Here is a 22290-nt window from a genome sequence, read left to right on the forward strand (position 1 = left end):
GCGAAACCACTAGACTATGCCGCATGAGTTCTGTCGTTTCTGAGGCCTCGCGCCGCCGCACGTTTGCCGTTATCGCCCACCCGGATGCTGGTAAGTCCACGCTGACGGAGGCGCTGGCGCTGCACGCACACGTTATTAATGAGGCCGGCGCGGTCCACGGCAAGGGTAACCGCAAGTCCACCGTGTCTGACTGGATGGATATGGAAAAGGACCGTGGCATTTCCGTGGCTTCCTCGGCGCTGCAGTTCGAGTATGCGCCGGAGGGCCACGAAGGCGAGCCCTACATGATTAACCTGGTTGATACCCCGGGCCACGCGGACTTCTCGGAGGATACCTACCGCGTGCTCACCGCGGTGGATGCGGCAGTCATGCTTATCGACGCCGCCAAGGGCCTCGAGCCCCAGACCCTCAAGCTCTTCCGCGTGTGCAAGGCCCGCGGCCTGCCTATCGTTACCGTCATCAATAAGTGGGACCGCGTGGGCCGCGAGCCCTTGGAGCTTGTCGACGAAATCGTCAACGAAATCCAGTTGCAGCCCACTCCCCTGTACTGGCCGGTCGGCATTGCCGGTGACTTCCGCGGCCTGGCGCATATCAACGATGACGGCGAGGCCGATGAGTATATCCACTTCATCCGCACCGCTGGTGGTTCCACTATCGCCCCGGAGGAACACTTCGATCCGGATGCCGCCGGTGAGAAGGAAGAAGACGTGTGGGAGACCGCGGTCGAGGAAGCCGAGTTACTTGCCGCCGATGGTGCCCTGCATGACCAGGAGCTATTTGAGCAGTGCGTTACCTCCCCACTCATCTTTGCTTCTGCGATGCTGAACTTTGGCGTGCACCAGATTTTGGATACCCTATGCGCCATCGCCCCGGCTCCGCACTCGCGCGACTCCGATCCGAAGGCAGTTGAGGCTGCCACCAGCGCCATTGATGAAGTCCGCGAGGTCAGCGATGACTTCTCTGGCGTCGTCTTTAAGGTCCAGGCAGGCATGGACCAAAAGCACCGCGATAATCTGGCCTTTATGCGCGTGGTATCCGGTGAATTCGAGCGCGGCATGCAGGTCCACCACGCCCAATCCGGCCGTAGCTTTTCCACCAAGTACGCCCTGACTGTCTTTGGTCGCACGCGCGATACCGTGGATACCGCCTATCCGGGCGATATCGTAGGCTTGGTCAACGCTGGCTCGCTTGCCCCTGGTGACACCATCTATTCCGGCAAGAAGGTGCAATTCAAGCCCATGCCGCAGTTCGCGCCGGAGGCCTTCCGCATTCTGCGTGCGAAGTCGCTGGGCAAGTACAAGGCCTTCCGTAAGGGACTGGAGCAGCTGGCGGCCGAGGGCGTGGTCCAGATTCTCAAGAACGAGGCGCGTGGCGATGCTTCCCCGGTCATGGCGGCGGTCGGCCCCATGCAGTTCGAGGTCATGCAGGCTCGCATGGAGTTCGAATACAACGTGGAAACCGTCACCGAGCCTATTCCCTATTCCGTGGCTCGCCGCACCGATGCCGAATCCGCCCCAGAGCTCGGCCGTCAGCGCGGCGTGGAAATCTTTACCCGCCAAGATGGCGAGCTCATCGCGCTCTTTGGTGATAAGTGGAAGCTCGCCTTCATTGAGAAGGAACACCCAGAGCTCACTATGGAAACCCTCGTGGCGGATTAGAAACCACACAGGTCCACATAGCAGAGAAAAAAGGCCGCTTCCCGTTCTAGGAAGCGGCCTTTTCCGTTGCGTGTTAAACCATCAACATCACAGGGACAACGGCAATCTTGACCACCTGCCCCACCACAATGGTGGCCGCATAACCGGTCATGATGCGCGAGTCGGAGCTCAGCCCCGTGGCGTAGTTGACCACGGCCGGCTGAGCAAAGATGCCAGAGAGTCCGCCAGAGGTACGGGTTTCGGACTGACCCATGAAGCGATTCGCTACAGCGAATAGGACCGAAACCACCACGGTGACAATGGCGGCGAGGATCATGCACTTCAGACCCATCCAGGAGAACGCGGTGGACAAGAATGCCTCGCCGGATGAGAGGCCCACAGACGCCAAGAAGATGACGAGGCCCCACTGCTGGAAGGCGGTATTAATGGAGGCCGGGACCTGCCATGGAATGCGGCGGGTGCGGTGCAGCGCACCGAGGATAAGACCGGTAATCAGCGGGCCGAGCGCGAAGCCCAGCTCGAAAGAAGCACCACCTGGCATCGGTACCACGACCTGGCCCAGCAGGTAACCCAAGAAGAGGCCACCGCCCAACGCTACCCAGTTCAGCTCGGAGTAGGACTTAATGGAGTCGCCGAAGTAATCCTGGATATCACCCAAGCGGTCAAACTTCACGATGAGCTCGAGGATATCGCCGGAAGCCAGGTGAGTTTCATTATTGGCCAAGAATTCCTCATCGCCGCGCTGCACGCGCACGATGCGACCGCCATAGCGGGAGAACAGGTTGAGCTCCTCAACGGTGCGGCCGGCAATATCTTGGTTAGAAATAGCCACGGTTTCGATGACCAGGCGCTTATCCACGAACGGAGTTTGCGGCTGGCGCTTGCCCAGCATTTGGGTCAGTTCACGGGCCTTGGCCTTGGTGACCATCACGCGCAGAATATCACCTTTGCGCAGTTCGGGGCGGTCACCTGCCACGCGCACTTTATTACCGCGGCGAATGGTAGCGATAACAAAGTGATCCTTGAACTGTTCTTCCAAATCCTCGTAGTTCACGTCTTTGGTAACGCGAATGGTGCGGGAACGGAAGATCTTGGAGGCAGAATTGTCCTTATCGTGCTTGGCGGGCCAATTCTGCTTGAGCAGGAATGCCACGACCAAAATGGCCACCGCCACACCCACGGGATAGCCCAGCGAGTAGCCCACGGCGGGTAGCTCTTCACCGGTTTGTTGCTGGGCAACTGCCAGCGACGGCGTCGAGGTCGTGGCGCCGGCAAATACACCAACGGAAGCCAAGGTATCCAGCCCCAGCATGCCACCAAAGAGGATGGCTGCGCCCGCGGCCACCACAATCGCAATGGTCGCCGTGAGCATGTGCTTCATCTGCTTGGAAAAGCCCTTGAAGAAGCGCTCACCGGCGGACAGGCCTTGCATATAAATAAAGAGTCCCAAGCCCAGCTCTTGCAGGGAGCTTAAGATGTCTTTATCTAGGTCAATAAACGAGCCGAAGGCCAAGCCCACAAACAGCGTGCCTGCCGCGCCAAAGCGCAGCGGACCGAAGGGGATCATGCCAAAAAGCGTGCCGAGCAGCACTATGAAGAAAATGCTCAGCCATATATTTCCATCGAAAATTGCTAACACGCTGGAATAGTTTAGGCATTTTCCATCAAAGTGCCACGTGAAAAGCACTTTCCTCAAAGCCTGCAATCGGCATCGCTACTGCTTAGCCCCTTTTCGTCAGGGGGCACCCACCCCCAGCAGCGGCACATCTCACAGCTAACGCTCATAGTGAACTAATCGAGGAGGAATTCCTTCCACCGTGGCCACTCCGTGTAGGTCTGGGCTTTCCCTGCCTGATAGTTCGCCCGCAGCTTGTGTACGTTGCGTTCCGTGGAGGCCACCTGCATATCTTCCGGGAAAAATAAATGCGCCTTCCCTCGGCGCTCCAACTCCAAAAGCCGATCTTTGGCTGCGTTATAGAGGGCGGGGCGGGCTATAAGGGCGTCGGCAATAGCGGGGTACCTGCGGAAGATGCGGCGGACGAAGGCTGGTCGCGCGACCTCCGGGCGCACATACCCGCGCGGCTTAGTACCAATAAACAGGAACTTCTCGTATCCGGCCTCTTCTGCTTGCGCAATAGTAATGCCACCGGAAGAGCCCAAAGCACCGTCCACGTACGGCGCGCCGTCGATAAATCGCATCGGCATAATCAGCGGCAGCGTGGAGGAAGCGCGCACGCGCACGAAGAGATCTTCCGGGGTGTGGATGTCCTGGCGAGTCCAGTAAACAGACTCGCCGGTATCGGCGCGCGCTGCTGCAAGCACCATATCGGCCGGATGCTCGCAGTAGGATTGCCAATCAAAGGGCAAATCCCTGTCTGCTGCGCGCTCATAGATGTACTCGGCATTGAAATACCCGGTGCCACGCACCAGCGAACCCACGCCACCGAAGCTAGGGTTTTTAGCAAAGTCCGTAAAAGACTCTTCGGCGCGGCGGGCATCGCGCGACAAATAATTAACGGTGTGCGATGCCCCGGCAGAGACGCCGCCTACCCAGCCAAAGTCCACGCCCTCTTCGATGAGTTTGACCATACAGGCGGCCGTGTAGGAATTGCGCATGCCGCCGCCTTCAATAACGAGTGCGGTGTTGCTGGCGTCAATCATAGTGCCCCATACTACGCTGGGCCCAATGAAGCGCATTTTCCGGCAATTGCTCGCGGACGAAGAAGGCACCTTCGATATCGAAACCGGCCAGCAGCCCCGCACCGGGTTCGCCTATAACCCCACCGGGAAGGCGCTCCTGCGGGTGACGGAGCCTACCCCAGCCGCGGTGAGCAAGGCCTTGACCTTAGCCAAGGAACACGGCGCGCGGTATCTCGGCACATGGCGCCAACCCGATGGTCCACTCGTCTTCCTCGCCACGGCCGTAACCCACGATGAGTCTGTGGCCCGCGAGCGCGTTGCCGCCACCGGGCAGCGTGCGTACTTCGACTTGGAGCGCTGCCGCACCATCACCGTGAGCGCTCACTAGACTGGGCCCCCATGGGATTAAAAGATGCACTTGCCCGGCTGACCGGCGCGCAGTCCCCGCGCCTGGCCCGCCCAGATTCCGCGGCGCTCACCGCCCACATTGACCGGCTGGAAATCCACACCGCAGGGCCGCTTATCATCGTCGTTACTGACCAGCCCGGTGCTGAGGTATTGCGGGAGGTAGCCCGCTCCCGCGAATCGGCCACGCTGACCTCTCCCACCACGACGGTGCATTTTCCCGCCGTAAAAAAGGAAGCCTTGCCCATCAAAGATCCCCGGCACGGCTGGGTCATTCCGCTAACGCCCGCGCTTGCCGACGCCCTCGTAGACAACCTCCCCTACCCCGGCGACTACGAGCTTTCCCCCGCCGTAGCCGTGGTGGTGGAATAGTTTCCTGAAAGGATTGACATGCTGCTTTTGCCTTATGCTGGAAAGAAACCGCGCATCCACCGCAGTGCGTGGATTGCACCCACTGCCACCATCATTGGCGATGTAGAAATCGGCCCGGACTCCGTGTTTTATGGCAGTGTCCTGCGCGGCGACGTGGGCGCGATTCGCATTGGTGCTAGGTGCAACATTCAGGACAATTGCGTCTTCCACGTAGAAGAGGACACGCCGTGCGTACTAGAAGATGATGCCACGGTGGGACACATGGCGATGGTCCATGCCGCGCATGTGAAGGCCGGTTCCCTGGTGGGTATGTCCTCTTCGCTGCTCTCGCGCTGCACTATTGGAACCGGCTCGCTCATCGCGGCAGGCGCTGTGGTACTGGAAGGAACCACCATTGCCCCGCGAAGCCTTGCCGTCGGCGTACCAGCCAAGGTGCGCCGCGAGCTCACCCCGGAGGAATCACAGGCCTTCATTGCGCATGCTGCCCGCTACGTGGACTGCGCGCGCAGCCAATCCGATGCGGCTTTGAGCCTGGATGAGGTCACCTTTGATTAAAGGGAAAGCATGCCCATGAGAATGAGGAAGACCGCCACGAGGTAGCCGCCAAAGAGCGCCACCTGGGTACTATTGGCGCGCGCCGCGGCAAAAAGACGGCCGGCGGCCGATTTAGGATGGGCGCGCACCACCGCAATAAAAAGGCCACAGACAGTGGGCAGGGACAGGGCAAGGCTGGCGTACCACACCAAGCCGCCGTACTGAGCGGCCGGAGCGATATTTTCGGTAGCCAGGTGCATGAGCCCGTAATAAAACGGCACCGAGGTCAGCGATTGCACCACGCCCATAATGAAACCGATGATCGCGGTAATCGGTGATGGCGTGCGCAGCGGCTCTAGCAGCCGATTGACTAAGGCATTGGGCTGCCCTTGAGATCGCCATGATCCGAAAGCCACCGCAATGCCCACTGCTACAAGCACCCAGCCAGCAATGGGTGAGCTCAAAATGGCCTCAATTTGATCTTTGACTCCTAGCAACAAAAACATCACCACTGCCGCTGCGACGAGCACCCCGACCCAATCTCCTATTACCACCAATGCAGCAATGCGCCGATACTTACCGCGGGGCAAAATGATGCCGATGGCCACAAGGATGCCAATAAGTAAGGCATTGACGGAATCCAGAAGGGCGAAACTAACGGCGTGGAGCATGCCGGTCAGTCTACCGCCCCATACCGCCATCGCCGATACGCCCGAGGGCACAAGCCGCATATCTCACGAGCAGCTTCCTATGGTTCACCACACACGTCTTTGCACAAATTCCGCAATTTTGCGTACGCTATGCAATGTTTCGCACGGGGTGCAGATTTTTCCCCGCGGATTCCATATTCACTGTCACCCGCGCGCAAAGTATTGCACGCATACTGCACAAGAAAGCACATTTTTATGTCTAAATTCCTCTACCGGCTAGGTAGCTGGTCCTACCGCAAGGTGTGGCCATTCCTCGCCTTTTGGCTCATCGTCTTGGTGGCCATGGCGGAACTTACCGCCGGCTTTGCCAAGTCCCCGAACCCTAATTTCTCCATGCCGGAGATGGACTCCACCACCACCCAAGACAAAATGATGGAGCGCTTCGGCCAAGATACCGATGCCATGAGTGCTCCCGAAGGCACGGTGGTCATCCAAGCACCGGAGGGCAAAAACCTCACCGATAAACAGGTAGCCGGCAAGGTAGATGACCTCCTTAGCGAGCTCAAAGACACTGGCGCACTCAAGGACCAGGACAAACTGGTCAGCCCAGTGATGGTTGCAGCCGGCATGGAAAAGCAAATGGGCGAAAAGATGAAAGCCCAGCACGTGCCAGACGAGCAGATTCAAAAGAACCTGCAGCAGCTCTCCCCGCTCAGCGAGGACAAAACTACCGGTACCGTCACTATTACCTTCAACGCCAACGAAGTCATGGACATCCCAGAAGAGGACATGACCAAGGTCACGGACGTCCTCAACAAATACGACGAGGGCGATCTCACCGTGAAGTACCAGGGCAACGCCTTTAGCTCCGCGGGCCAAGAGATGGGTGGCAGCGCCGAGATTATCGGCCTCATCGTCGCCGCACTCGTGCTGCTTATTACCTTCGGTTCCTTCGTAGCCGCTGGCATGCCGCTAATTTCCGCCATCATCGGCGTGGGCATCGGCATCCTCGGCGTACAGGTATCCACGGTCTTTACGGATACCGTCTCCGATATGACCCCGACGTTGGCCTCCATGATTGGCCTGGCCGTCGGCATCGATTACGCGCTGTTTATCGTCAACCGCTTCCGCAACGAGCTCATCACCTCCTCTGGCCTCAACGATCTTTCGCCAAAGGAACTGGCCCAAGAGCTCAAGAAAATGGATAAGGCCACCCGTGCCCACGCCATGGGCATGGCGCTGGGCACCGCGGGCGGTTCCGTTGTCTTCGCCGGCACCACCGTGGTCATCGCCTTGGCCGCGCTGACCATTATCGGCATCCCGTTCCTGGGCACCATGGCCATCGCCGCCGCGGCAACAGTGATCATCGCCGTATTGGTTGCCAATACTTTCATTCCCGCCCTGCTGGGACTTCTGGGCACCAAGATCTTCGCCGGCCGCGTGCCTGGCCCCACGGTTCCAGACCCAGAGGACGAAAAGCCCACCATGGGACTGCGCTGGGTACGCCGTGTGCGTGCCCACCCGTGGCTGCACCTTATCGCGGGCGTCGTCTTGCTGGGCATCCTAGCCGTACCATTTGCCCAGCTGCGCCTGGCCATGCCTACCGATGGCACCGCAAAGCCCGGCACCCCGCAGCGCGAGGCCTATGAAATTACGGCAGATGCCTTTGGCCCAGGCCGCAATGCGCCGATGATCGCCTTCGTTGACGTAGCTAACGTGTCCGAACAGGATCGCATGCCGGCCTTCCAAGACCTCCTGCAGGAGATCAATGGCCATGACGGCGTAGAAAACGCCCAGATCGTGCAGACCACTGACAACGGTGATGGTGCGCAGATCATGATTACGCCTACCACCGGCGCTACCGATGAAGAAACCACCGAGACCCTCAACCACCAGCGCGATTACCAGGGTGAGTTTGAAAAGACCGGCGGTTCCTACGGCATTACCGGTATCACCCCGATCTTCGATGACATTTCTGAGCGCCTCAATAACGTGCTCATCCCATACGTAGCCATCGTGCTGGGACTGGCCTTCATCGTCTTGATGCTGGTCTTCCGCTCCATTTGGGTACCGCTCATCGCCGCAGCCGGCTTCGCTTTGTCGATGGCCGCCACCTTCGGCATCACCGTGGCCATTTGGCAAGAAGGCATGTTCGGCATCGTCGACGACCCACAGCCGCTGCTTTCCTTCCTGCCCATCATGCTCATCGGCCTGACCTTCGGCCTGGCTATGGACTACCAGGTCTTCTTGGTTACCCGCATGCGCGAGGGCTTTGTCAATGGCAAGACGGCTGGCAACGCTACCTCCAATGGCTTTAAGCACGGCGCGCGCGTGGTCACGGCGGCGGCCCTCATTATGATTTCCGTCTTCGCTGCCTTCATCTTGATGGACGAGCCGTTTATTAAGACCATGGGCTTTGCCTTGGCTGCGGGCGTGCTTATCGATGCCTTCGTGGTCCGCATGATGATCATCCCCGCTACCATGTTTGTACTGGATAAGAAGGCATGGTGGTTCCCGCGCTGGTTGGATAAGATCACGCCAAACATGGACATCGAAGGTGAGGCCTTGCACTCTGACCGCGAGGAACTCCTGCGCGCACAACGAGAGAAGGTAGGCGAGACACACCGTGGCTAGTCTGCGCGAAGAAAAGAAGCGGGCTACGCGTCAGGCCATGGCCGATGCGGCAGCGCGCCTCGTGCTCGACGGCGGCGCTGAAGCTGCCACGATCTCCGGCATCACCGCGGCCGTCGGGGTCTCCCCGCGCACCTTTCACAACTACTTCTCCTCCGTGGCTGATGCGCTACTGGCCTTTAGCACCGATGTGCTTGACAAGTTTTCCAAGGAAGTACCCACTGTCTTTCCTAATTCATCCATTTCTGACTTCCTCGAACAGGTAACGCTCGATGCCACCGAAAACGAGGGCAAAGAGCTACATTCTTTTACCTCTCTTTTCACCATTGGCGAGGCTTTAGAAAACTTGAGCCATACCTCGAAAGAGCGCCAACAATTCCAAGTCGTAGCTGACCAAGTTTTGGAAGCTTTCCACCAACGCGTCCCGGATAAGTCGCGCTTTGAGATCGCGGTCATTCTCCAAGCGTGTGCGGGTGCCAGTGCGATGAGCATGAAAGAAATCCACCGCCGCTCCCAGGCCGAAGAATCACTGGACGCTCACACAAAGCATGAGATAGTTCGCACAGCCTTTGCCACCGTGCGCGCCATTGACTAGCTAGCCTAATGGGCGCTTTAATCCGTATGCTCGGCAATAGTTATGGATAAGAAAGCCCCTATATCGAGCACCGCGCAAAACGCCCGCTTCATTCAAGCGGGCGTTAATGCCGCATTTCAAGACCGCATCGGGGAGGCGACCGACGTGGAATTTAATTTCCTCGGCCCCTCCACTGACGATAAAGGCAACTTTGTCACCGATCAGCTAGTGGAGGCGAGGATAAGTTCCGCGCGGCACGTTTCTGATTTCCGTGGCGTGCGTCTCGCCGTCATCGCCGCAGGCACCTGGCGCTGGACTACCGCTGCGACCAAGCATTTTGCTGACCTTCCGCAGTCAGGTGCGGCCAGCACAGACGTCGACCGAATGGTTGCTTATGCCTCCCTTATCGTGGGCAACATGCCGGTGCTACGCGCCCAGCAGGGCAAGCACGTGGCCATCGTTGCGGTAGATTTCCACCCCTACCTGGACTTTCGCCAGACCTTGCTGCGCGGTCTCCAACACAGCAGCGCGGAAGCGGACGAGAAGGGGCCGGCCCTCGCACTTGCCCGCTACCTAGACATGGAGTCCACCGCGGAAGAGCCCTACCTGCATTTTTCTGATGGCACCACGGTGCGTTTTGAGCAGTCAAGCCCCGGGGTACACAAGATTTCCAGCATCACCCCGGGCTTGGCGGCCGCGCGCGTCTTGGAGGACGCCTTTTACTTAAGCACCGAAAGCCAGATGTTTTTCCAAGGCAACTTCCCAGATGCCACGGTAGAACTCGATGTGGATAAGGCCACTGCCACGGTGTCCTACAGCGGCGGGCAGATGACGGCCAATGCGGTGCTTATCGCGACCATTTCGGACGAGGAATTCACGTGGGCCTGGGCGGATCCGAAGCTCAAGGACACCGCGGCGGCGCGGTTGGCAGGTAACCTAGCGCGCTTTGGCATAGACGAGGCCGTGCCCGAATTGGTACGCCCGCACCTTCCCCTTCCGCTGGCGCGTGGACACCAGCTGCCGCACCTAGCTTTGCCCATTTTGGGGATCTGGACGCTGGCGGGCACTACGCTTGCCGACGCCCGCGTGGGCCTCGTCCTGCTCGACGCCCCACAACTACACCTCCCGGAGCCGACTCCGGCAGCCACCGAAGCGACGCTGTCGGTGCCACCTCCCTCATGGATCAACGCCGATCGCGCCCGCGCCGCCTATGGATCATTTCGCGGGGTGGAGGTGTAAGGCGCTGCGGAGGGCGTCCACGTCGACGTCGGCAAGCGCGGCAGGTTCAAATGCCGCATCGTTGGTTTTATCCACCAAGACCGCTCGCACGCCCTCGGCAAAGTCCCCACGGCGGTACATATAAGCACCCAGGTTGGTCTCCATATCTAGCGCTTCGCGGATGCTGCTGCACTCCTGCTCGGCGCGGAATAGCTCCATGGCCGCCACGATGGAGGTAGGGCACGCCTGCGCGGTCAGCTTTTCTACCAGATTTTTCAGTTCTGGGTACTGTTCCAAGGCCGTGGAAATGTCTTGCCAGGTGTCGTGGGCAAAGGCGTCCTCGATGGCGTCGATAAACTCGGCTAGGGGAACCTCGCCGCTAGGTGCGGTAGCGTGCTGGGATAGCGCCGTGGCTAGTCCATGCTCGATAACCGCACTAGCAAAGGCCTCGCCGTCCGCCACATAATGAGTGGCCAACCCGCTCCACACAAGGTCTGCGGCATGCATGCGGTAGCCGGTAATCCCCCAGAACTTCGCCAACTCGGCCGAGGCCTTCCCACGCGTTCCCACCGCGCGCTGGGCGGCATAGGCCATGCCTACGTCCGTGACATAGCCAATATTCATCTCTGGCATAGAAGCAAAGGTCTTATCCGTAACTACTCGATGGGACCCATGGGCGGAGATACCTAGGCCACCTCCCATAGCGATGCCATCGATGAGCGCCACGATGGGCTTGGGATATTCCGCGATATCACCGTTCAACGTGTATTCGGTGGCGAAGAAGGCATCGACCTCATCCACCTCGCCCTCCTTGACCCCTTCGCGGGCGTAGCGAACATCGCCGCCGGCGCAATATGCCTTGGAGCTAGTCGAGGTAAACAGCACCTGTTCTACCTCATCGTTGTCGCGCCACTGCGCCAACGACTCCGCAATGAGGTGGATCATTTCCGGGGTGAGAGAATTGAGAGCCTTGGGGCGGTTGAGCTCAATGACTCCGGTATGGTTACGGATTGAGGAAACGATAGGTGCAGCATTAGTCATAACCCCTAGTGTGACACAGAACTCATGCACCTATCCACCATCAGCCAATTCACAGATAGGTTCGGAATTTTGCTCCCACAGCTCATCGCCCTGGATATGGACGGCACCCTACTGGACGGCAACGGCCAGCTTCCACCAGATTTCGCCGCGATCAGCACCCGTGCCCACCAGCTCGGCATCACCCTAGTACCCGCCTCGGGCCGCCAGCTCGCCACCCTGCAAGAGATGTTTCCGCACGAGGGCACCTTCATCGCAGAAAATGGCTCCGTGGTCGTCCATGATAATCGCGTCATCAGCGCCACTACCCTGCCCGGCACAGCCGTGCGTGCCGCCATAGCCGCACTCCAGTCTGTCGAAACCCCGCATACCGTAGTGCTATGCACGCCGGATACCGCCTATGTCCACAAGGAAGCTAATGAACAGTCCCGCGCTGAGATTGCCAAGTACTACAGGTCAGTGGAATGGGTAGATGACCTCGATGCGCTACTGGATGCGGACATCATCAAAATCGCCGCTTACTGCGCCGACGGCAGCGAAAAGCACCTACATCAGCCCCTTCTTGCGGCTGTACCGGAACACAATATCGCCATCTCTGGCGCCGTATGGCTCGATGTCATGTCCGCTGGCGTCAATAAGGGCGTAGCGCTACAGACCATGGCGGAGCTCCTCTCGGTTCCCATGCCTCGTACCGCCGCTTTTGGCGATTTCCTCAATGACTACGAGCTCCTCCGCGAGGCAGGCACCGCGATCGCAATGGAAAACGCGCACCCAAAGTTGAAGGAAATCGCCGATCGCATTGCCCCACCCAATACCGAATATGGTGTCATGACAGTTCTGCGTCAGCTTTTTGACAGCGAAGAGTCTTAGACTCGAATTTTCGCCTCCGCCCCGCGCGCCGCACCGTTACGCCCCCGCATGGGAAAAAGTGCTGGTGCGCAGGCTAAAATAGTCCGTTTAGAAAATATACGTAGTGCTTTGGGAGTTTTTGTGAAGCAAATTTTGCGCTCACTGCTGGGGAAGAAGAAACCTGGGCGTTCGAACAAACCACGCACACCGGTCTATCAGCCAGTACAGCCCAAAGCTGGCTCTACCAGTGCGCCCCAAACCCCTAATAAAAAGGATTCTGCGCCCCAGAAATCGGCCAACACCGAATCCACCACGGGTGCACAATCCACCGAGCCGAAGGGCAAGCCCCAGGACCGCACCGCCAAGGACGGCGAGTCTAAGAACCAGGCTAAGCAGGCACCCGCGCGCAAGCCCACTCCGACGAAGCCTGCACAGGCTTCCGAATCCAAGTCTGCTGCTGCGAAACCGAAAGATGCAAAGCCTGCCGCCAAGCCCGCGGCTAAGGACACCACTCGCCCCAGCACCGAAAAACCACAGGCAAGCAAGGCCACTTCCGCAAAACCGCAGCAGCCTAAGTCCACCTCGCCATCGCCTGCAGCCAAGGCACCGAAGGCCAAGCCTGCAGCCCAAAAATCTGCCGCCAAGCCATCCGCCGCACAACAAAACAAGGCAGAATCCTCCCCCAAAGCAGCTGTTAAAAAGCAACAGGACTCGCCCGCTCAGGACAAGAAGCCACAGCGCAAAGCGCACGAACCGGTTCAACGACCGCGCCGCGGCGCAAGCTTTAGCACCACCCCCTCTAAGAACTCCCCAAAGACCCCTTCTGCCCGCAGTACTTCCCCGAAGCCGGCCGCGAAGCCTGTCACCGAGCCCTCTCAGAAAGGCGCGGTAAAGCCCGCACAGCAGGCGCACCCCAGGGCCGAAAAACCGAAGCAGGCACCCAAGCCATCCTCTTCTTCCAGCGCGAAGAAGGCTTCCCCGCAACCGGCAAAGCCGCAGAAATCCCAGCCGGCTAATTCCAAGCCGGCCACAGACCAGCAGCAAGCGCAGAAGCCACGCTCCCCCAAGCAGGACCCGGCAAACTCGGCAAAAGAGCAACCACAGCCGCAACCAATGCCGATGAAGAATGCGCAGCCGTCGAAGCCCTCGCAACCGTCCAAGGGCCAAGGATCAGCGCGTACTCCCCGCACTACAAAGCGAAAGGCTACCCCACCGGCCTCGGCCCCTAGCGCTCCAGCGCCAAAGAAGGGCACCGCTACCCCCAAGCCGAAGTTAGCTGCGCCAAAGACTGCATCTGATCCTTCTCAGCAGAAAGCTGGGGCGGCGCAAAACCAGACTGCCAACAAAGGAAACAAGGTAGTCCAGCCGAAATCGCAGCAAGGCGCCCCCTCTAAGGGCAACCTGCCCAAGCAACAGGCGAAAAAGCAACAACCGCAGCCGGAGGCAAAGGAGACGACGCCTCAAGACAACGCCAAGAAGGTAACCAAGCGCCGCCCGCAGGTTAAGCCCTCCGATATCAGTCGCGGATTGGCTCGCAAATCGCAGCAGGTGGGCACTCCTACCCCAGCTCAGCAAAAGCCGTCGCGATCTGCCCAAAAGCCCAAGGCAAAGCAACAGCCTGATTCGCCTCAGCCGAAGAAGGCCGAGCCTCAAGCCACTCCGAGGATGGCGCCTGCAAAAGCCGACAAGTCCGCTGCGACAGGCACTGTAGCAGCTGGAGTGGGTACGGCCGCCGCCGCTGCCGCCGCTGAGAAAAAGCGAGAGAAGGCACAGCCGTCGAAGAAGCAACATCCAGCCCCCGAAAAGCCACAGGCAAAGGCGGCACCGCGCCAGCCACAACAAGCTGCGCAGAAGCCAACATCACAGCAGGCCTCGGCCACGCAGGTAGATACTAAATCTAAGTATCCGCTACAAAAGCAGGCCAAGGATCCTGAAGCACTGGCTACGCCGCCTGAGAGCAAGGTCGTTAAAAAGAAGCGCCACGCCCGCCTGCGCCAGGTCAAGGGGCTGGATGGACTGCGCGGCCTCGCAGTTATTGCCGTAGTGTTGTACCACTTCTTCCCTTCCCTTCTTCCCGGTGGTTACTTGGGCGTTGACCTCTTCTTCGTCCTCTCCGGATTCCTCATCACCTCGTTGCTGGTGCGCGAATTCCGTACCTCCGGCACAATCAGCTTGAAGGACTTCTGGGTGCGTCGATTCCGGCGCATCCTCCCAGCCGCAGTATCCGTCCTAGTCATGTGTACCGCGTTGGTGGCATGGATAGGCGGGGACCTAGCGGTCGGCTTGCGCCAGCAGTTCTTAGGCACCCTATTCTTTGTCAATAACTGGACGCAGATCGCCACCTCCCAGTCCTACTTTGCGGACAATGAGATTCAGGTCTTTGCCCACTATTGGTCGTTGGCTGTGGAGGAGCAGTTCTATGTCATCTGGCCACTTCTTATCACTGGCGTTTTCCTGATTTCTCGCCGCAAGCCGCGCCGGCTTCCCATCTTCGTAGCCACAGTCTTAGCTATCGGTTCCGCCGTGGCCATGGCACTCATTTACGTGCCGGGTGAAGACCCGACGCGCGTCTACTACGGCACTGATACCCATGCTTTTGGCCTGCTCACTGGTGCCGTGCTGTCTTTGCTAATGACCTCCACCAAGTCCGACCCACAGGCGGACTCGTGGGCAGCGGCAGGCAAAGCCGAATCGCGCATCGCCGGAATCATTGGCACTTTGGCGCTCATCGGCTACGGTGCCCAGCTATTCCTCATGCCGGATGACGCGGAGATCACCTACCGGGGTGGGCTCTTCCTCACTAGCGTGCTTGGTGTCCTGATGGTGTGGGGCGTGGTTCGCGAATACGGCCCGATGACCCCGCTCTTTAGGACCAAGGTCATGCGCTGGTTTGGCCAGCGATCCTTCTCGCTGTATCTCTGGCACTGGCCGGTCATCATGATGCTCAAGGCGCTTTTCGAGGGCAACCAGAACTCCGATAAATCGTGGATCCTAAGCCTGGTAGCCGTGCCGATTTCGCTGCTTCTGTCCGAGATTTCCTATCAGTTCATTGAGAATCCTTTCCGCCGCGGCGGCTATAAGAAGACGTGGAAGACCTACTGGTCCTCCCGTCCAGGGTTTAGCGAATTGCGCGACGGCTTTGGCAAGACCATGTGGCCGGTAGTCCCATTCCTGGTCATTGCCTCTGTAGCCGGCGTAGTCTACGGCGTTGTTAATTCCAGCGATAAGACCGAGTTGGAGCAGCAGCTGGAGCAGCTCCAGCAGCAGAACCAGAGCAGTAACAATGCCCCGGCGCAGCCGAATGATGCTGCCCCTCAGCCGCCTGCTGAGGACAACGACGATAAGGCTGCCGCGAAGGATAAGAAGACCCGCCCGATGCCGCAGGGCAAAGACATCACCGCTGTCGGCGACTCAGTGATGCTGGCTTCTAGTGGCGCCCTCAAGCAACGCTTCCCGCAGATTTACGTCGATGCAGATGTATCACGCCACTACACTGCGGGTATCCAGATTCTGCAGCAGCTCAAGGATTCCGGTCAGCTGCGCGACACCGTCTTCCTCGGGTTTGGCACTAACGGTCCTGCCTTCCCGGACCAGATCAAGGAAGCGCTAGATATCATCGGCGAAGACCACACCGTTGTCATGGCTGTTCCCTATGGTGACCGCGAATGGATGGCCCAATCCCAACAAGATGTCCTCGACGCAGCCAAGGAATACGACAACGTATATATTGCTGACTGGTGCGGACATGCACAGAGCAACCCGGAGATCCTCTACTCCGATGGCGTCCACCCGATGCCGGAACGCACCGGCGAGTACTCGGATGCCTTCTACGATGCTCTAAAGCAGTATTCAACTGGCGACAAGACTGTGTCCTCTCAGTGCGTGCCGCAGTAAAGCACAGGCCGGCGCGGGGCGGGGCGTCGGAAAGCGCCTAGATCCCTCCCCTCCCCTCCCGCCCTTCGCGCTCACCAGAAGGTGTGCTCCGCTAGCAGCAGCATCCGCTGTGAGCGCGAAGGGCACTGGTGCGCCTAGGCATAGAAAAAGCTCGCCCTCTACATCGCGGTAGAGGGCGAGCTTTATTCGTTGGGATTAATCGACGGAGAATTCGCCCATCTTGTCCCAACCGGTGCGGCCTTCGATATGAACGTTAATGATGTCTGGGGTTTCCACGAGGTACTTTGGGAATTCCTCGCAGGAGCGCTGGAAGTGCTCGCTCTGGACGTGCTCTACGTCCTTGCCGTCTGCGTAAGACTCCAGCAGCAAGAAGCGCTGGCGATCTTCTGGATCGCGGAACCACTTGAAGTCGATGCAGCCCGGCTCTGCATTGCAGGCCTCGGTGTACCAATTGATTTCATCGAGGAAGGTCTCTGCGTATTCAGGCTTGACGTGGAACTGTACGTTGATCAAAATCATGCCCCGATTCTACCGGTACCGTGCAGCTTCTTCATCGTCACAGATGGAGGCCACGAATGCGGTGAAATCGGGGCTAGTGGAATGCGGTTTAGTTGAGGAAGAACTCCGCAACGTAGATGTAGGTTCCGTCATAAGCAGTTGCTACGCCAAAGCTGTGTGGGGAACCAGCATTGACTGGAACATCGCGGTTGAACCAGTTCAGGCGGTCTTGTGCCTGCTGCTCAGTGAGGCGGTGAACAGAACCCTGTCCTTCGTCCTTGTGGTTCAGGCCGTGGGCTACCCCGCCCTTGTAGTCGAGCTTGCCGGCGGCACCCTGGTTGGCCCATTCCTGGGCGATGGCGGTGGCGTGGGCATCCTTGCGGTGCCCAGCCTTCTCGAGGTGGGCGCTGGTGGCGGCCCCCAACTCACCAGCGACCTTGGGCGCGTGGCCCGCCGGCTTGGCCAGGAATTCTGGCAGCGAGATATCGTACTTCTCGGCCAGCTCATAGGCCTGCGGTGGCAAGGTGAGGCGGAAATCCTGCACAGCGGCGAAAGGATCAGAAGAAAGCTGCTGAACCTGCGAAGAAGCCTGCTGAATCTGCGGCGGCAAGGCCGGCTGCGCAGAGGCCACGGTAGAAGTACCAGTAATGACAAGAGCGGTGGACAGGGCGGCTACGGTTGCACGGTGAGAAAGCTTCATGCCCTCCACCGTGCCATAAGTGGCCGGCAGTCTGGAAGGAGTTTCCAGGCTGCGCAGGTGATTCGATACAACTTTGTTATGGTCCCTGTGTTCTTGGGGAAATCCGGATGGTGGGACAATATCCTCACCGCGCATTTTTGGAGTACTGCGAAAGGTTCTTGACTGTTGCTGGACGTATTGACCGGGTTTGCGATTATTTTCGTAGTCATCGGCGTCGGGTTTGTGCTGGCCCACAGGGGTGTTATTGGCAAGGGCGAGGCGCGCTTGCAATTCAATCGCACAGCCTTCTGGGCGGCCACGCCGGCACTCATCTTTTCCAGCGTGGCTACATCCGATACCTCCGCGTTTGCGTCCCCAGTGGTGGCCGTTATTGCCGTTGCGTCCGTCGCCACCATGCTGTTGTATTGGCTGTGCAGCCGGCTACTTTTCCACGCAGCGGCGCCGAAACCATGGCGGGTGCCGCTGCGGCGAGCTACTACAACTCGGTCAATATTGGCTTGCCCATTGCCACCTATGTCATTGGTGATGCCACCTTCGTCATCCCGGCATTGGTTCTCCAGATGGCGGTGCTCTCCCCGTTTATTATTGCCGGGCTCAATGCGCAGGGTACGAGCCCGCGATCGATATGGGGCTCCGTGCTCGCAGGGATTACCGCGCCGGTGGTGTTAGCTGCGGTGGCGGGATTTATTGTCTCCGCGGCGCAGTGGCAGGTACCGGATGTGGTGATGAAGCCGCTAGAGATATTGGGTGGCGCCTCTATTCCTATGATCCTGATGAGCTTTGGTGCCTCGTTAAAGGGCGACGGGCTGTTGGAGGAGGACCGTCTGCCCACCCTAACCGCGACGGTATTGAAGTTGGTGGGCATGCCCGCTGTCGCGCTGGCCGTGGGCGCAGCGCTGGGGCTAGACGGTGCGGAGTTATATGCGGCATTGATTTTGGCGGCCTTGCCTACGGCACAGAATGTGTATAACTATGCCGCCACCTATGAGGTAGGAGAAACCATAGCCCGGGATACGGTCTTTCTCACTACCTTCCTGTCGCTTCCTGCGATGCTGGCCATCGCAGCCTTATTTGGCTAAAGCGCACTTAGTATATGCCGACGTCGAGCGCGTCAAATTCGCGCTGCAGCGCATCGGGGTCAATGGCTCCTGCCACGTCTGGTCCAGCGATGGCGGCGAAGCCGTCGAGTACCGATGCCCCGTAGTTATGACCGTGTCCATCGGGTACGTCCTTTGCGCCGGGCAAATCGGCGGCTACTTGGAGGGAGGAGATGATGGGCATCCACTGCATCACGCGCTCGGCAGAATACGGTGTTCGCTCGCGCATCCAATCCGGCTCTTTAAAGGCCATCTGTGGTGACCACCAGGCCACCGGATCCGAGGGGTGTTGGATATAGAGCATGCGGGTGCGTCCCCACTCCTCTTCTGGCACCGTGCCCCATTGGCGCACCTGCGCGTCATCATTGGCAAAGCGCACGACGAGGCCGCCGGCGTATTCGGGAGTTATCTCAGAGGAGCCAGGGTCGCGGCGCTCCACAAACTGGGTGCGCAAGCGATTAAAGTGCGGCGGCCCCGTCAATAGGATGCCATCAACGGAATTGGCGATATCGCGCACCCCGGAAAAGGCCGCCTCAATGCCCGTGGTGCCCAAGGATTCGCCGTAGAGGTAGAGCTTTGGTCGCTTATCCTCCGGCAGCTCGTTCCACCAGTCCACGATAGGGTTGATGAACTCCTCCCCGGCGCGTTCTACTTGGCCGCCACCAGACAGGAAATGCAGGGCTGAGGGCATGGCAGAGTATTGGGCGGCCGCGATGGCGGTGTCGCCGCCGTAGAGCAGCTCGAAGGCTTGGGCGGAATAGGACGACACCCACCCCGTTCCGGTGGTCATAATGAGAAGTAGCGCCTCGCGGTCTTGAGCGTGGGTGCGCTCGAGTTCCGAGATAAGCAGCTGCGCTCGCTCCTCATTGGAGGCGCGATTGCCCAGGCCGGCATAGGCGCGAATGGGTTCTTTAGCGGGCTTTCCGGTAACCTCTTCCAATTCCGCGCGGTGCGCACCGGAGGAGAGGAAACGCGAGCCCTGCAGTCCCACCCCATTCCAGTCCACGCGGGAGTCTGGGGAGCCACTGCGCTCAACAGACGTGGGACGCTGCGCTGCGGGATCGGGTTCGGCATTTTGGGCAGTAAAGATCCTCTCCCCCACGCCCACAATGGCGCCGGGAATGAGGTTTTCCACGGTATACGTGCCCACTAGGGCCACGATGATTACCGCGCCCACAACGCGGTAGGCGGCACGGAAGCGCTGGGGAAAGTGGCTGGAAAGCCAGCGCACACAAAAGCGCAGCACGCGCAGGATGAAAAGGAAGGCGGTAAATACCGCAAGAGCCAACGGAACCACCAGCACATAGCTGGCAATGGTGGGTGCCGGTGCGGACAGGGTGTCTGCGAGTTGGCGTTGCCACCGCACGGCAAAGACCGCAAAGCCTATCATCCACACCACAAAAGCGGCAGTGGCAATGCGGGAAACGAGGCGGTAGCGCCGAGCTGGCCACGTGGTGGCATCAAGCCAGGGATGCCGGGGCGCCACATAGCGCACCACCAGTCGGTACCACACGAGCTTGAGGGCGATGCCCAGCGCATAGCCGAGCCCTGCGGCAATGCCGGAGACGAGTCCTTGGTAGAGCCAATCGCGCGGCAGGATGGATGGAGTAAGCCCCAGGGTAAATAGTGCTGCGGCGCCGATAATGCCCCACAGGTCGAGGTGGCTGACGATATCGGCGATGTGGGCTTCTACCCTTCGAGCTTCTCCCCCAACTCCAGCCATTCCATCTCCAATTCCTCGTAGGCGCTGCGGTTTTCCTTTAGTTCTCCGTCCAATTCGGTCAAGGCCTGGGTATCAACCTTTTCCGCGGCGGTGGCCATCTTCTCATTAATCTGCGCGGCCGCCTTTTCCAGCTTGTGCATCTTGCGCTCGAGGGCGTTCATCTTCTTGGTGATTTCGCGCTCTTGCTGGGACGAGAGCTTCTTTTCTGGTTTCGGTGCAGCATTGTCTGCCTTCTTTTCTCCCAGGTTGAGCACGCCGGAGCTCTGCTGGGCCTCAAGCGCGGCACGCTTGCGCAGGTACTCGTCGATGCCGCCGGGAAGGTTGGTGAGCTTGCCATCGCCAAAGAGCGCGTAGGTGTTATCTGCGATGCGCTCAATGAGGTAGCGATCGTGCGAAATGACCACCAGGGTGCCTGGCCAGGAGTCCAAGAGGGACTCCAGTTCCTGCAGGGTATCGATATCAAGATCGTTGGTGGGCTCGTCCAGCAGCAACACATTGGGCTCGGCCATCAGTACGCGGGTCAGCTGCAAGCGGCGCCGCTCGCCACCAGAGAGGTCGCCTACCGGGGTGCGCTGACGCTTGGCGGAAAAGCCCAGGCGCTCGGCCAGCTGGGAGGCGGAAAGCTCCTTTTTGCCGAGCTGAACGTAGGTGGCGACGTCCTCGACGGCGTCGATAAGCCGGCGCTGCGGATCTAGGTCATCGAGTTCCTGGCGCAGCCAACCGAGGCGCACGGTTTGGCCCTCGATGCGTTTGCCGGCCGCCAGCTCGTACTCGCCGGCCAGGGTGCGAAGCAGGGTGGTTTTGCCGGAGCCATTAACGCCCACCAAGCCGATGCGCTCGCCGGGGGCTAGGCGCCAGGTGAGGTGATCTACCAAGGTGCGACCGTCCGGGGACTGCACGGTGGCATCCTCTAGCTCGATAACTACGCGGCCTTGGCGCTGCTTGGAAAAGGCCATCAGCTCAACCTTATTGCGCGGCTCCGGCACGTCAGAGATCAACGCCTCGGCGGCCTCGATGCGGTAGCGCGGCTTGGAGGTACGCGCCGGTGCGCCGCGGCGCAACCAGGCCAGCTCCTTGCGGGCAAGGTTCTTGCGGCGCTGTTCCATGGCATCGGCTTGGCGGGCGCGCTCGGCGCGGGCAAAGGTCCAGTCGTTGTAGCCGCCCTCGTAGGTATCGACCACGCCATCGTGCACCTCCCAGGTCCACGTGGCTACGGTATCGAGGAACCAGCGATCGTGAGTAACCACGACCACAGCTAGCTTGCGCTTGAGCAGGTGGTCCGCGAGCCACTGCACGCCTTCCACGTCGAGGTGGTTGGTCGGCTCATCGAGTACCACGAGGTCCAAATCCTGCACCAGCGCGGCGGCCAGATTCACGCGGCGGCGCTCGCCTCCGGAGAGCGAGCCCACCGGAGTATCTAGCCCAAGATCTACAATGCCCAGCCCGCCCAAGACATCGCGCACCTTGGCATTGGAGGCCCACTCATAGGTTTCCAATTCCAGGGGCTCAATAATCACTTGAGCGATGGTGAGCTCATCGGGCAGGTCAAAGCGTTGGGTAACCACAGCCATGCGCAAATCAGAGGTATGGGATACGCGGCCGGCGTCGGGCGGTTCGATACCGGTGAGCACCTCCAGCAGGGTGGTTTTGCCACCACCATTAACGCCGACGATGCCAATACGGTCGCCGCTTTGCACACCTAGGGATACCCCGTCTAGGAGGGTTTTTAATCCATAAGTTTTGCTGACTTGCTCGAGGTTAATCAGGTTTGCCATAACGAGTGTCCATCTTAATACCTCCCTGCACATA

General features: G+C 59.5%; 17 protein-coding genes and 1 pseudogene. 10 read left to right on the top strand and 8 right to left on the bottom strand.

Translation table 11 applies throughout. The features are described from left to right. Nucleotides 1-23 precede the first annotated feature (23 nt). A complete protein-coding gene (locus tag RAE04_RS06380) occupies nt 24-1658 on the top strand; it encodes a peptide chain release factor 3 (protein ID WP_317026794.1) in 1635 nt (544 codons plus the stop codon). 73 nt (nt 1659-1731) lie between these two features. Here RAE04_RS06380 and RAE04_RS06385 read toward each other — a convergent pair whose 3' ends face one another. After that, nucleotides 1732-3297: a TrkA C-terminal domain-containing protein gene (locus RAE04_RS06385; protein ID WP_317026795.1), complete on the bottom strand. Its 1566-nt coding sequence runs from the start codon at nt 3295-3297 to the stop codon at nt 1732-1734. Nucleotides 3298-3449: 152 nt separating this feature from the next. After that, the gene (locus RAE04_RS06390) at nt 3450-4319 is read right to left on the bottom strand and encodes a patatin family protein (protein ID WP_317026796.1); all 870 of its coding nucleotides are present in this window, start codon (nt 4317-4319) and stop codon (nt 3450-3452) included. 25 nt (nt 4320-4344) lie between these two features. On the opposite strand from RAE04_RS06390, the gene RAE04_RS06395 reads away from it, so the two are divergent. The 3 genes from RAE04_RS06395 to RAE04_RS06405 are packed head-to-tail and all read left to right on the top strand — an operon-like array spanning nt 4345 to nt 5630. Next, the gene (locus RAE04_RS06395) at nt 4345-4686 is read left to right on the top strand and encodes a hypothetical protein (RefSeq protein ID WP_317026797.1); all 342 of its coding nucleotides are present in this window, start codon (nt 4345-4347) and stop codon (nt 4684-4686) included. A gap of 11 nt (nt 4687-4697) precedes the next feature. Next, nucleotides 4698-5075, top strand: coding sequence for a hypothetical protein (locus tag RAE04_RS06400; protein WP_317026798.1), 378 nt, complete (start codon nt 4698-4700; stop codon nt 5073-5075). An 18-nt stretch (nt 5076-5093) separates the two neighbouring features. Continuing rightward, nucleotides 5094-5630 carry a gamma carbonic anhydrase family protein gene (locus RAE04_RS06405; protein WP_317026799.1) on the top strand — a complete coding sequence of 179 codons (537 nt, stop codon included), beginning with the start codon at nt 5094-5096 and terminating at the stop codon, nt 5628-5630. On the opposite strand, the gene RAE04_RS06410 is transcribed toward RAE04_RS06405, so the two are convergent. Beyond that, on the bottom strand, nt 5627-6280 hold the full coding sequence (locus tag RAE04_RS06410) for a hypothetical protein (RefSeq protein ID WP_317026800.1): 654 nt from the start codon (nt 6278-6280) through the stop codon (nt 5627-5629). The genes RAE04_RS06405 and RAE04_RS06410 overlap by 4 nt on opposite strands. A 234-nt stretch (nt 6281-6514) precedes the next feature. Here RAE04_RS06410 and RAE04_RS06415 point away from each other — a divergent pair, with 234 nt between their 5' ends. Genes RAE04_RS06415 through RAE04_RS06425 form a run of 3 tightly spaced genes read left to right on the top strand, consistent with a single transcriptional unit; the run spans nt 6515 to nt 10703 of the window. Further along, complete coding sequence (locus RAE04_RS06415; RefSeq protein WP_317026801.1) at nt 6515-8893, top strand: MMPL family transporter; 2379 nt, start codon at nt 6515-6517, stop codon at nt 8891-8893. Continuing rightward, nucleotides 8886-9485 carry a TetR/AcrR family transcriptional regulator gene (locus RAE04_RS06420; RefSeq protein ID WP_317026802.1) on the top strand — a complete coding sequence of 200 codons (600 nt, stop codon included), beginning with the start codon at nt 8886-8888 and terminating at the stop codon, nt 9483-9485. The genes RAE04_RS06415 and RAE04_RS06420 overlap by 8 nt, the downstream gene beginning before the upstream one ends. Before the next feature lie 42 nt (nt 9486-9527). Then, the gene (locus RAE04_RS06425; RefSeq protein ID WP_317026803.1) at nt 9528-10703 is read left to right on the top strand and encodes a DUF6882 domain-containing protein; all 1176 of its coding nucleotides are present in this window, start codon (nt 9528-9530) and stop codon (nt 10701-10703) included. On the opposite strand, the gene RAE04_RS06430 is transcribed toward RAE04_RS06425, so the two are convergent. Then, nucleotides 10680-11723 carry a 3-hydroxyisobutyryl-CoA hydrolase gene (locus RAE04_RS06430; protein ID WP_317026804.1) on the bottom strand — a complete coding sequence of 348 codons (1044 nt, stop codon included), beginning with the start codon at nt 11721-11723 and terminating at the stop codon, nt 10680-10682. The genes RAE04_RS06425 and RAE04_RS06430 overlap by 24 nt on opposite strands. A 24-nt stretch (nt 11724-11747) precedes the next feature. Here RAE04_RS06430 and RAE04_RS06435 point away from each other — a divergent pair, with 24 nt between their 5' ends. Beyond that, nucleotides 11748-12590, top strand: coding sequence for an HAD family hydrolase (locus tag RAE04_RS06435; RefSeq protein ID WP_317026805.1), 843 nt, complete (start codon nt 11748-11750; stop codon nt 12588-12590). A 120-nt stretch (nt 12591-12710) separates the two neighbouring features. Then, nucleotides 12711-16463 (top strand): acyltransferase family protein, encoded by a 3753-nt coding sequence (locus RAE04_RS06440; protein ID WP_317026806.1) that lies wholly within the window; start codon nt 12711-12713, stop codon nt 16461-16463. Between the two features lie 195 nt (nt 16464-16658). On the opposite strand, the gene RAE04_RS06445 is transcribed toward RAE04_RS06440, so the two are convergent. Then, nucleotides 16659-16982, bottom strand: coding sequence for a putative quinol monooxygenase (locus RAE04_RS06445; protein WP_005323747.1), 324 nt, complete (start codon nt 16980-16982; stop codon nt 16659-16661). 88 nt (nt 16983-17070) lie between these two features. Then, nucleotides 17071-17661, bottom strand: coding sequence for a hypothetical protein (locus RAE04_RS06450; RefSeq protein WP_317026807.1), 591 nt, complete (start codon nt 17659-17661; stop codon nt 17071-17073). Between the two features lie 165 nt (nt 17662-17826). Between RAE04_RS06450 and RAE04_RS06455 the strand changes: the two are divergent. Next, a pseudogene (locus tag RAE04_RS06455) lies at nt 17827-18740 on the top strand (AEC family transporter). 7 nt (nt 18741-18747) lie between these two features. On the opposite strand, the gene RAE04_RS06460 reads toward RAE04_RS06455, so the two are convergent. Continuing rightward, the gene (locus RAE04_RS06460; RefSeq protein WP_317026808.1) at nt 18748-20481 is read right to left on the bottom strand and encodes an alpha/beta hydrolase; all 1734 of its coding nucleotides are present in this window, start codon (nt 20479-20481) and stop codon (nt 18748-18750) included. Then, nucleotides 20448-22256 carry an ABC-F family ATP-binding cassette domain-containing protein gene (locus RAE04_RS06465; protein ID WP_317026809.1) on the bottom strand — a complete coding sequence of 603 codons (1809 nt, stop codon included), beginning with the start codon at nt 22254-22256 and terminating at the stop codon, nt 20448-20450. The genes RAE04_RS06460 and RAE04_RS06465 overlap by 34 nt, the downstream gene beginning before the upstream one ends. Nucleotides 22257-22290 lie beyond the last annotated feature (34 nt).

The organism is Corynebacterium sp. CTNIH16, from assembly GCF_032821655.1.
GTDB classification, from domain to species: Bacteria; Actinomycetota; Actinomycetes; order Mycobacteriales; family Mycobacteriaceae; genus Corynebacterium; species Corynebacterium marquesiae.